Source organism: Gilliamella sp. GillExp13 (assembly GCF_001690815.1).
Classification (GTDB): Bacteria; Pseudomonadota; Gammaproteobacteria; order Enterobacterales; family Orbaceae; genus Gilliamella; species Gilliamella bombi.
Genome location: NZ_LZHJ01000054.1, coordinates 1 through 11,335 on the forward strand (window position 1 = coordinate 1; position 11,335 = coordinate 11,335).

Sequence of the window (11,335 nt, forward strand, 5' to 3'; positions counted from 1 at the left end):
CGGAAAAGCTATTTGTGCCTAATAAACAAGGTGAATGTTGGTCAATGGATTTTATGAGTGATAGTAGCCGTAATCAACGTCGCTTTAGGACATTCAATGTCATCGATGACTTTAATCGTGAGGCGTTAGGTATTGATATTGCAGTCAGCTTACCAGCAGGAAGGATTACCCGTTACTTAGATAAACTGGCCGAATATCATGGATATCCATTAAAAATACGGGTCGATAATGGGCCAGAATTTACAGGAAAAACCTTTATAAACTGGGCTAAATCACATGATATAGCCATTGATTATATAAAGCCCGGTAGCCCTTATCAAAATGGTTATATTGAACGATTTAATCGTACCTATCATACTGAAGTACTTGATTTATATCTTTTTAACAACTTAGCACAAGCAAGGTGAATAACCGAAGAATGGCTAACGATTTATAACACCGAAAGACCGCATGAGGCATTAAATAACATGACACCGATTGAGTATAAAACACTAAAACAAGCAGCTTAATTTTCTACGTGAGTTGTGTACTAAGTTTGGGGCATTTACAGCATGAATATTCATCGTAAAGGTGCTACGCCTGCATATACAGGTCAAATAACATTAATTCCTGGGTCGATGGGTGATCACTCTTATGTAGCAGTTGGTAAAGGTAATGAAGAGTGGTTATGGTCTTGTTCACATGGTGCAGGAAGAGCAGAAAGAAGGCAAAACATGCGTAATAAAAAGGTAGAGTTTGAAAAGACTACCTTTTACCATGGCAATGCATTACTCTCAAAGAAGAGCGGCTACGCGAAGAAGCGCCTATAGCATACAAACCAATTACACCAGTAATTGAAGCGCAACAAAAAGCCGATTTGATTCAAACCATAGTTAAACTTAAACCTTGGATTACGTTTAAAGTATAATTAGGAAAATATTTTGTGCTAGAATTTATTATTTAATCAAAATATTAATATAAAATTTTAGCACAAAATACTTATTGTTTAGAAGAATAACATAGAAATGATATTCTTTTATAACATCAATTCCATCCCCCGATACCGCAAATCTGGCTTTTTAATCCACGCTTGAGCATCAATAATTGCCAATTCTCGAGCCTCTTTTTGTTTGGTGATTTCCAGTACGTGATTAGCGGCATTGGCGGCTAATTCAAATGCCATTAATTGGGATTGTCCATTAATTAGATGCGCAGTGAACAAGCTACAAATTAAATCACCCACACCTAATGGACGATGTGGAAAGTCATATAGTGGGCGGGCAAGATGATAGTTTTGGGTTGGCGTTGCTAACACCATTTCAAATAGGTCGGTTGTTTTGCCAGCGTGCACCAAATTTTTTACTAATATAGCTTTAATAGACTGTTTTTGTAGTGTTTTTATTGCATTTAGTACATCGTTAAATGTTTTAATTTCGATATCAGAAAGTATTTGTAATTCTAATAAATTTGGTGTGATATAGTCGGCTTGTTTAACCGCTTGCTTAGTGAAGAAATCAATAATACCTTGTGGCAGTGAACTACCTTTATTAATATCGCCCCCCATAACAGGATCACAAACATAGATAGCATTAGGATTATAGTATTTAATTTTGTTGACTGCTTCTAAGATTTCTTCGCCTTGTTCAGCAAGACCAATATAGCCCGAAATAATGGCGTCAATAGACTTTAAACCCCCAATTTTTTCTAGACTATTAACTATTCGTGTGATTTGTTTAGCACCAAGCACTATGCCATCATAATGAGGATAAACTGTATTACTGGATAATTGCACGGTATGGATCGGCATAACTTCAACGCCTTGTAGCTGCATGGCTAATGTCGATACCTTGTTACCGGCATAACCATAAACAACATTTGATTGAATTGATAATACTGTTTTCATATGTTTGCCTTATTATTCGTCATAATAATGATAGCGGTTTAGGAGATAGATACAGATAATAGATATCAATGCTAAACAACAATAAAACAAGGCTAATGGTATCCAAAAAGTTTTGTAAGTATAAATAATATATGCCCCTATCATCGGAATTAGGCTACCAAAAATGGCAGCGCAACCTTGATAGCTGATAGATAACCCTGTGTAACGTATTCTGGTAGGAAAAACTCGACTTAAATAGCCTGCTATTACGCCATAAAAGCCACTGTAGCAAATTACGTTGAGCGAAATACCAATAATAAAGCTATTTTTTGTGCCTATCTGAATGATTGGGAATAATAAAAATACCGATCCCATTGCTAAGATTGCCGAACAAATTAAAAATCGTGTTGCCGAGTATTTTTCTGAAAAATAGGCAATAAAAGGTTGCACAACAAAATGCACAATCGCAATCCAAAACAGGGCATCAACAATTATCTTGTCTTCAATACCTAGTGCAATAGTGGTATAGCCAATCATTAATGTATTAGAAAATATTCCACTAAATGACAATACATTAGCGCCAATGCTTAAAATTAATAGCGGTGTTGATTTTTTTAAAACTTCAATAATCGGTGTTGATTCTTGCTTTAAGTTTGCTTGCTTTTTGCATGATTCGATAAAGACAGGTGACTCGGTTAAGGTGACTCTAGCAATAATGCCAATAATTAATAAAATAGAACTGGCTAAAAATGGAATACGCCAATAGCCACTATTAATAAGCTCAGCTATAGGTGAACGGATAATATAAGAAAAGACCAATAATGCTAAAATATTTCCTGCTGGGCTTCCCCACTGTGCAAAGGAGGAAAAGAAGTTTTTCAACCCTTTTGGGGCATGTTCATTGGTCATAAGCACTGCACCGCCCCATTCACCACCAACCGCAATCCCTTGTAATATGCGTAATGTAACTAATAAAATTGGTGATAAAATGCCTGCTTGTTGATAAGAGGGTAATAAACCAACACAGGTGGTGGCACACCCCATTAAAACCAACGTAGTAATTAACGATTTTTTACGCCCCAAACGATCACCAATATGACCAAATAGTAACGCTCCTAAAGGACGTGATAAAAATCCCACGGCAAAGGTGGCAAAAGATCCTAAGATTTGCACAAATTGATTATCATCAGGAAAAAAAAGCTGACCAAATATTAATACTGATGCCAAGGCATAGATATAAAAATCATACCATTCAATGGTCGTACCAATAAAGGCGGCAAAAGCGACTTTTTTAGCTGATGAATTGGACATAAGTAATCTTAGGGCTATCGCGGTTGTAAGTTAATAATGAGTACGAAACTAGCACAAAACTATTAATATGACAATTTGTTATCTTCTAAGAAAAGAAAAATGCAATGGATAGATTTAGTATCTAATTTAGTGACAGAATTAACTGTCACCTTTATTATTTTCCTCTATACAGAAACACGCAATTTTATGTTCATTATAATTAATAAGCTGTGGTTGTTCTGTTGTACAACGTGAAAATGCTAAACGGCATCGAGCATTAAACGCACAACCCATAGGTGGATTTAGCGGACTTGGTAATTCACCTTCTAATTTAATTCTATCTCGTCTAAGATCAGGATTTAATCTTGGGGTTGCTGATAATAGTGCCTGAGTATATGGATGTTTAGGGTTACGATAGATTTCATCTTTTCGTCCTTGTTCAACGCAACGACCCAAATACATTACCATTACGTCATCAGCAATGTGTTCAACGACGGAAAGGTCATGAGAAATAAAAATATAAGATAAACCTAGGTCTTGCTGTAGATCCATCATCAAATTTAGCACTTGTGCTCGTACAGAAACGTCTAATGCTGAAACAGGTTCATCAGCAACTACTATTTCGGGATCAAGCATTAAACCTCTTGCGATAGCAATGCGTTGACGTTGTCCTCCTGAAAACATATGGGGATAACGGTTATAAAACTCTTCTTTTAATCCAACTTTTTGCATCATTGATAGTACTTTTGCTTTACGATCATTTGCTGTTAGATCAGTATTAATAATTAGAGGCTCTTCTAATATGGAACCGATTTTTTTGCGGGGGTTCAATGATGAGTATGGATTCTGGAAAACGATTTGAATCTTTTGGCGACGCAATTTTTGAGCTTGTTGATCATTATCCAACAAATTCTGATTTTTAAAATAAATTTCTCCAGATGTGGGTTTTTCAATCATTGTTAGTAATCTTGCTAATGAGGATTTACCACAACCTGATTCACCGACAACCGCAAGTGTTTTAGCTTTGTCTAATGTAAAAGATACACCGTCAACGGCTTTAACTTGCTTGGTTTCAGAAAAAAGTCCCGTTTTAACATGATAATATTTTGTCAAGTTTCGGGCATCAAGCAGTAATTCATTATTTTCCATATTATTGTTCATATTGTGGTATCCCTTCGCTTGATAGTGGATAATGACATTTTACTTTTCTAGTTTCACCATAGCTAACTAGTGCTGGTTCTTGGGTATAACAATGTTCAGTAGCATAAGGACAACGAGGGTTGAGTAAACAGCCTGTTGGTCGATCATACTTTCCTGGTACAACGCCTGATAATGATGCTAATCGCTCTTTGTCTTGAGTGAACTCAGGCAGTGATCGTAATAGTGCCTGTGTGTAAGGGTGTAATGGTTTTTTAAAGATAATTTCAGCATCGCCTATTTCAACCACCTGTCCAGCATACATTACAATAATTTTTTGTGCAGCCTCAGAAACTAACGCTAAGTCATGAGTAATAAGAATTAATGCCATATTATTTTTGCGTTGCAACTCAAGTAATAACTCAATAATTTGCCCTTGAATTGTGACATCTAGTGCTGTTGTTGGTTCATCAGCAATTAAGAGTTTTGGATTGCATGCAATGGCTATTGCAATCATTACTCGTTGGCTCATTCCGCCAGATAACTGGTGCGGATAAACCTTTAATCGATTTTCAGCATCAGGAATTCCTACTAATTTAAGCAATTCAATCGCTCTTGCTTTGAGCTCTTTTTTACTGCCACCTTGGTGGATTTTTAATGTTTCAATGATTTGGTAACCTATGGTAAAACATGGGTTTAAGCTAGTCATCGGATCTTGAAAGATCATTGCCACATCTGCACCTACAATTTTACGGCGCATTTTAGTTGAGATTTGTTGAAGATCTTTGCCATCAAAGTGTAATGCATTTGCATTGACTTTACCGGGAAAATCAATTAATCCCATTATGGCGAGTGAACTCACTGATTTTCCTGAACCTGATTCACCAACAATACCAACAACTTGCCCTTGCTCAACGTCATAACTAATGTGATCTACTGCTTTAAATCCACCAAATTGAACAGATAATTCTTTTACTTCTAATAGTGCCATGACTGTATCTCCATTACTGTTTCAATTTAGGATCAAGTGCGTCTCGCAAACCATCTCCCATTAAGTTGAAAGCTAACACTGTCATTAAAATTACTAAACCAGGAAAGGTAACGACCCACCATGCTGATTGTGCAAATTGCAATACGTCAGCAAGCATTGTTCCCCATTCTGGTGTTGGTGGTTGTGCGCCCATGCCTAAAAAACCTAATGCAGCCATGTCTAAAATTGCGTTCGAAAATCCTAATGAAGCTTGTACAATTAATGGTGCTAAGCAGTTTGGTAGGATGTTGATAAACATTTGTCGTAAGGGTCCCGCCCCAGCAACTCGTGAGGCGATCACATAATCTTTATTAATTTCAGCAATCGTTGCTCCGCGTGTTAAGCGAACATAATGTGGTAATGCAACAAAAGCTAATGCTATTGAAGCGTTAATAATTGATGGACCAAATATTGCAACTAATACAAGTGCAAGTAGTAAACTTGGTAATGCAAGCATGATATCCACTGCACGCATAATTACATTGTCTAAAAAACCACCTACATAACCAGCAATTAATCCTAATGTAATCCCTAAAATCAATGAGATAATGACTACTAAGCAACCGACTAATAAGGATAAACGGGCACCATAAATGAGTCTGGATAGGATATCTCGTCCCACATCATCAGTTCCTAAAATAAATTGCCAACTGCCATCTTTCATCCAAACGGGTGGTGTTAGTAATGCATCTCTAAATTGCTCAGAAGGGGAATGTGGTGCAACAAAATTGGCAAAGATAGCTAGTAATACAACAATAATAATAAAGACTAGTCCAACGACTGCACCTTTATTTTTTGAAAAATAGAACCAGAACTCACGCATAGGCGTTAATGGTTTAGGTACGGCTAAACTGGTGTCTTGCGTATTGGTTGGTTCAGTAATAACCTGTTTATTCATCTGTAAAAACACTCTTATTTATGTCTAATACGTGGGTTAATAACCCCGTACAACATATCAACTAATAAATTCACTAAAATAATTATGACCGCAACAATTAAAACGCCACTTTGTACAACGGGGTAATCTCGACGCTGTAGCGCTTCAATTAACCAACGACCAATTCCTGGCCATGAAAAGACAGTTTCGGTCAATATGGCGCCGGCAAGCATTGTACCAACTTGTAAACCGATAACGGTAACAACAGGGATCATTGCATTACGCAATGCATGAACAAGGACGATTCGCATTCTACTAACGCCTTTAGCTCGTGCGGTTCGAATATAATCTTCACTCAATACTTCTAACATAGAAGAACGAGTCATGCGGACAATTACTGCTAATGGAATGGTTCCTAACACAATTGCAGGTAAAATTAAGTGAGTAACTGCATCGATAAAGTCTTCCGTTTCACCCCATAATAAAGTATCTATTAACATAAATCCGGTTAAAGGATTACTTTCATCTAAGAAAAGCATATCACTAACACGACCAGATACAGGGGTTAAATTTAAGTGCACTGAGACTAACATGATTAGCATCATCCCCCACCAAAAAATTGGCATGGAGTAACCTGTTAAAGATAGCCCTATTGCTGTGTGATCAAATATTGAACCACGTTTCACTGCGGCAAGAACACCGATTGGGATCCCAAAACTAACTGCAAACAACATTGCGCAAAATCCAAGTTCAAACGTTGCTTTAAATCGGGGTACAAATTCATCCCATACTGGAATTTGGCTTTTAAAAGAGGTTCCTAAATCGCCATGAAGCATGTTTATAATATATTGAAAATATTGTTGATACAGTGGTTTATCTAAACCCAGTTGAGTCATTAATTCAGCATGGCGTTCAGGGGTTAAACCTCGCTCTCCTGCAAGCACCATAATGGGATCACCCGGAATAAGGTGAACAAAAATAAAAGTAAGCAGTGTGATACAAATAAACGTTGGAATAAGTACACCTAACCGCTTTAGAATAAATTGAAACATGTAGTAGCTCTTAAATATTGCTTTTAAACTATCGTTTATAAAATAGATAAAATTTTTATTATTATTAAAAAATAGATTTATAGTTCTAAATTTAGCAAAACCCAACGTAGTGATTAACCACACATTGGTGGTTAATCGTTAGGAATACTATTTTTCAAGCGTAACTTGGTTAAAGTCATGTAATGACAGAGGCGCCATAATATAGCCTTTAACTTCTTTGCGTAATGGCATATAAACTATTGAATGCGCAATCATCAATGCAGGTGCTTGATTATGCATTTCAACTTGTGCTTGTTTATATAGCTCAACTCTTTTTTCGTGATTTGACTCAATACGCGCTTGTTGCAATAAATCATCAAATGGTTTGTAACACCAGCGTGAATAGTTTGAACCTGCTTTAACCGCATCACAGCTCATCAAGACAGAATAAAAGTTATCAGGGTCGCCATTATCTCCAGTCCAGCCCATTAATACAGCATCATGTTCACCATCACGAATACGAGATAGATATTCTCCCCATTCATAACTAACAATTTTAGCTGTTACGCCAATTTTAGCCCAATCTGCTTGAATCATTTCGGCCATACGGCGTGCATTTGGGTTATATGGACGTTGTACTGGCATTGCCCATAAATTGATAGTAAAGCCTTTCTCTAATCCCGCTGATTTTAATAATTCTTTTGCTTGCGCTGGATCATAAGGATAATCTTTCACTTCATCGTTATAACTCCACATTGATGGAGGAATAAAGTTTTTAGCTGGTTCAGCTGCACCTTGAAAAACAGCTTTTATAATCGCTTCTTTGTTCACGGCCATATTTAATGCTTGGCGGACTTTTAAATTATTAAGTGGCGGCTTATCCATATTGTAGGCTAAATAGCCAATGTTAACGCCAGCCATTTCTTTAACAACAATATTTTTGTCTGATTTCATTCGTTCAACATCGGCTACATTTGGGTATGGCATAGCATGACACTCGCCTTTTTGTAACTTAGCATAACGAATTGCGGCATCTGGTGTAATAGAAAACACTAAGCGATCAAGTTTGGCTTTTGGACCAAAATAATCGGGATTTGCTTTATAAAGAATTCTGGAATCTTTTTGGTATTGTACAAAAGTAAATGGGCCTGTACCAACAGGAACTAAGTCTAATTTTTCTGGTGTGTTTTTCTTAAGCATAGCATCAGCATATTCAGCTGATAAAATTGATGCAAATGACATTGCTAAATCTGCTAAAAAAGGGGCTTCTGGATGGTTTAATTCAAATACAACAGTATGGTCATCAATCTTTTTAATTTCTTTGATTAAATCTGGGAATCCCATACTTTCAAAGTATTCATATTGTCCACCAGAAACTTTGTTATAAGGATGATTTTTATCTTTTTGTCGCATAAATGTAAAAATAACATCATCAGCATTTAGGTTTCGTGTTGGTTTGAATTCTTTATTGCTATGCCACTTAACATCATTGCGTAAATGAAAAGTATAGGTTAAACCATCTTGGCTGATATCCCAAGATTTGGCTAAAGAAGGTTCAATTTCGGTAGTACCTAATTTAAATTCTACCAAACGATTATAAACAGGAACTGCACTTGCATCCATTGATAAACCACTTGTTGCTAATTGTGGATTAAATGTTTCAGGCGAAGCCTCTGAACAATAAACCAATGTTTCAGCAGCATGAAGTTGTGCACTCGCAAGCATTGTTATTAGTCCTGCGCCCAACAAAAATTTACGTTTATATTTCCTTAGATTACTCATAAAACCACTCCAATTATTTAACTGTAAACCGATTTTGTAACATTTAAACAAAGGCAAGAATGTCGTATTTTTAATATTTTTTAAATATAGATTTAGTAAAACGTTCTAATTTTAAATTTTATATTAATTAACTTTTATTTTGTTTAAATTCATATTTTTTATTTCTTGCACATATACAGTGCAAAGCATACCATAATTAAAATTGTGATATAGCATAAAAGTTACAATAAAATTCCATTTTAGATTAAAAATAACTTTTAACAACAATATAACGACAGTTAAGTACTATGTAATAGATAAAATAAGCAAAAATAGTGCCATTTTTAATTTACAAATTTATATTAAAAAAGAACAGGTATATTTTATTTTCGTAGTTCTTAATTTATATCTAGTTCTAGAATTATTATATAACTTATCACTTAATAATTGATTTTAATAGAATGCATTATAGTTAGTGTAAGTAAAATAATCATTAAATTAATGATGTAAAATTAACTTATTACTGGATTTAGCTTAATTTTAGTTGAACACTGTTGAGTAGTGAAACAAGGTGAAAGGCTTATTTGAAAAAGGCTTTAGGCATAAAAAACTGTTATAAGCAGGTCTTAGAATTTGGTGATTGGTGCCCGGACGCGGAATCGAAGATGTGGGTTGAAGCCTTGTGGTGACTGGATTTGATAAATTTAGATGAAAATTTACCCGTATTTGTATCCTTAAATTTATCTGCTTTAAAAATGTACAATTAAGCCCAATTTTATTACCATAAAGAGATTAGCATTGTTCTTTCCTGAATTCCAGAATTAACAAATCCAAATTTAATATAAAACGCATTGGCTTCATCTGTTAAGCTATGTACCAATAGTGCTCTAGAACCAACTTGTTTAGAGACTTCTTTCGAGCGTAATATAGCATCTTTTAATAATGCTGCACCTAATCCTTTTGCTTTGTAATTTTTATCAATAGCTAAACGACCTAGAATAATAACAGGAATAGGATCGGGCATATTGCGCTTAAACCTACTCAATGTTAGTTGTCGATGCTGGATACTGCCTGTTGATAAACAATAAAAGCCGATTACTTTGTTATTGTCACAAATTACAAATGCACGTGAAGCACCACTTTTTTGATTTTTTAAGGATTTTTTCTTCAACCATTCATTCAAAGACAACTCTTCACAATCAAATGACGTAACATCATGATCTTCATTCAATAAGTGCGGTGCTTCTATTTTTCCCATGGTGACTTCCGGGACAATAAAGCTTGAATTTTTTCATTACTATCAAAAGAGGCTTCTATTGCATGATTGAAGGCATTTATCTGTTCATCGTCGATTAAAAAAAGACGCTGATCAAGCAAAACATCTTCAGCCTTTGAGCAGGCCGCTTCTAAAATAAAATCAGTGCGTGATTTAGATAGTAAATGCGCTGCAATATCAATCAATTCTTTTTGAGATGCCTTAGCTCTAATATTAATAGGCGATTCTTTGGTTTCAGTTCTCATTTTAATTGCCATTTTTTATTTAGTATGGATATGTATTGTATATCAAATTGATATACAAGTGGAGTGGTATTTAAATATTGAAGAAATAAGTAATATAAACTATAGAAATGAGCTGGGGTATTTAAAACTTGCAAACTAAAATAATTTAGATCGAGTGGTAATTGCATTGTGTATATTAAAAATCTCCATGAATATACAATTTAACAGAATTTTATCTTCAACAAAAAAACTATATAATTCAAACGTCATATTTAAAATTACATTGTTTTAGTTACAATATTAGGTGATACTAAAAACAACAATATTAAAACTGAAAGAAGCCTTGGAATTCCATAAACTTACTTTATACCATTTAAAAAATTGTATGAGCAAGGGGGAGAGCTTGCGCTTCAAGAAATTAGTCGTAAAAAGCCTATCGAAAAAATCGGGTAGAGCCGCATATCGAACAAGCCGTTGTCAATATGGCCTATGAATATCCAGCTTATGGGCAACATAGGGTCGCCAATCAACTCCGTCAAGAAGGCATAATGGTGTCAGGTAGTGGTGTACGCTCTATTTGGCTACGCCATGATTTAGAAAGTTTTAAAAAACGCTTAATTGCGCTAGAAACCAAAGTGGCACAAGAAGGATGTGTGCTCACTGAAAATCAATTACAGGCTCTTGAAAAAGCCAAAGCATCACGAGAAGCGCATGGCGAAATTGAGACACATCATCCGGGTTATTTATGTGCACAAGATACCTATTATGTAGGGCATATTAAAGGCATAGGGAAAATATACCAACAAACATTTATTGATACCTATTCCAGACTCGCTTTTGCTAAAGTC

At 35.3% G+C, this 11,335-nt stretch carries 9 protein-coding genes and 3 pseudogenes; 3 read left to right on the forward strand and 9 right to left on the reverse strand.

What is annotated here, in order from left to right; translation table 11 throughout:
- Both A9G37_RS03725 and A9G37_RS03730 read left to right on the forward strand, forming a co-directional pair.
- Nucleotides 1–509: pseudogene (locus A9G37_RS03725) on the forward strand (integrase core domain-containing protein); the annotation flags it as partial.
- Between the two features lie 36 nt (nucleotides 510–545).
- Nucleotides 546–907: pseudogene (locus tag A9G37_RS03730) on the forward strand (RtcB family protein); the annotation flags it as partial.
- A gap of 108 nt (nucleotides 908–1,015) precedes the next feature.
- On the opposite strand, the gene pdxY reads toward A9G37_RS03730, so the two are convergent.
- The 9 genes from pdxY to A9G37_RS03775 all read right to left on the reverse strand — a co-directional run bounded on the left by pdxY (nucleotide 1,016) and on the right by A9G37_RS03775 (nucleotide 10,508).
- Entirely contained in the window at nucleotides 1,016–1,882 is an 867-nt protein-coding gene (gene pdxY / locus A9G37_RS03735) for a pyridoxal kinase PdxY (RefSeq protein WP_065574663.1), read from the reverse strand.
- A 12-nt stretch (nucleotides 1,883–1,894) separates the two neighbouring features.
- A complete protein-coding gene (locus tag A9G37_RS03740; protein WP_065574664.1) occupies nucleotides 1,895–3,172 on the reverse strand; it encodes an MFS transporter in 1,278 nt (425 codons plus the stop codon).
- 138 nt (nucleotides 3,173–3,310) lie between these two features.
- Complete coding sequence (locus A9G37_RS03745) at nucleotides 3,311–4,312, reverse strand: peptide ABC transporter ATP-binding protein (protein ID WP_065561599.1); 1,002 nt, start codon at nucleotides 4,310–4,312, stop codon at nucleotides 3,311–3,313.
- Nucleotides 4,302–5,279 (reverse strand): dipeptide ABC transporter ATP-binding protein, encoded by a 978-nt coding sequence (gene dppD / locus A9G37_RS03750; RefSeq protein WP_065574665.1) that lies wholly within the window; start codon nucleotides 5,277–5,279, stop codon nucleotides 4,302–4,304. The genes A9G37_RS03745 and dppD overlap by 11 nt, the downstream gene beginning before the upstream one ends.
- A 13-nt stretch (nucleotides 5,280–5,292) precedes the next feature.
- Complete coding sequence (gene dppC, locus A9G37_RS03755) at nucleotides 5,293–6,216, reverse strand: dipeptide ABC transporter permease DppC (RefSeq protein ID WP_065561597.1); 924 nt, start codon at nucleotides 6,214–6,216, stop codon at nucleotides 5,293–5,295.
- 14 nt (nucleotides 6,217–6,230) lie between these two features.
- Nucleotides 6,231–7,247: a dipeptide ABC transporter permease DppB gene (gene dppB / locus A9G37_RS03760; protein WP_034914661.1), complete on the reverse strand. Its 1,017-nt coding sequence runs from the start codon at nucleotides 7,245–7,247 to the stop codon at nucleotides 6,231–6,233.
- Between the two features lie 147 nt (nucleotides 7,248–7,394).
- Nucleotides 7,395–9,008, reverse strand: coding sequence for an ABC transporter substrate-binding protein (locus tag A9G37_RS03765; RefSeq protein ID WP_065574666.1), 1,614 nt, complete (start codon nucleotides 9,006–9,008; stop codon nucleotides 7,395–7,397).
- A 757-nt stretch (nucleotides 9,009–9,765) separates the two neighbouring features.
- The gene (locus A9G37_RS03770) at nucleotides 9,766–10,236 is read right to left on the reverse strand and encodes a GNAT family N-acetyltransferase (protein WP_442903136.1); all 471 of its coding nucleotides are present in this window, start codon (nucleotides 10,234–10,236) and stop codon (nucleotides 9,766–9,768) included.
- Nucleotides 10,233–10,508: a type II toxin-antitoxin system TacA family antitoxin gene (locus tag A9G37_RS03775; protein ID WP_065561594.1), complete on the reverse strand. Its 276-nt coding sequence runs from the start codon at nucleotides 10,506–10,508 to the stop codon at nucleotides 10,233–10,235. Before A9G37_RS03775 ends, A9G37_RS03770 begins: the two co-directional genes overlap by 4 nt.
- Before the next feature lie 351 nt (nucleotides 10,509–10,859).
- Here A9G37_RS03775 and A9G37_RS03780 point away from each other — a divergent pair.
- A pseudogene (locus A9G37_RS03780) lies at nucleotides 10,860–11,335 on the forward strand (IS481 family transposase); the annotation flags it as partial.

What these genes read in the sequence shown, in the direction of transcription:
- pdxY (WP_065574663.1), bottom strand. Translation starts at nt 1,882, where the DNA reads ATGAAAACAGTATTATCAATTCAATCAAATGTTGTTTATGGTTATGCC.
- A9G37_RS03740 (WP_065574664.1), bottom strand. Translation starts at nt 3,172, where the DNA reads ATGTCCAATTCATCAGCTAAAAAAGTCGCTTTTGCCGCCTTTATTGGT.
- A9G37_RS03745 (WP_065561599.1), bottom strand. Translation starts at nt 4,312, where the DNA reads ATGAACAATAATATGGAAAATAATGAATTACTGCTTGATGCCCGAAAC.
- dppD (WP_065574665.1), bottom strand. Translation starts at nt 5,279, where the DNA reads ATGGCACTATTAGAAGTAAAAGAATTATCTGTTCAATTTGGTGGATTT.
- dppC (WP_065561597.1), bottom strand. Translation starts at nt 6,216, where the DNA reads ATGAATAAACAGGTTATTACTGAACCAACCAATACGCAAGACACCAGT.
- dppB (WP_034914661.1), bottom strand. Translation starts at nt 7,247, where the DNA reads ATGTTTCAATTTATTCTAAAGCGGTTAGGTGTACTTATTCCAACGTTT.
- A9G37_RS03765 (WP_065574666.1), bottom strand. Translation starts at nt 9,008, where the DNA reads ATGAGTAATCTAAGGAAATATAAACGTAAATTTTTGTTGGGCGCAGGA.
- A9G37_RS03775 (WP_065561594.1), bottom strand. Translation starts at nt 10,508, where the DNA reads ATGAGAACTGAAACCAAAGAATCGCCTATTAATATTAGAGCTAAGGCA.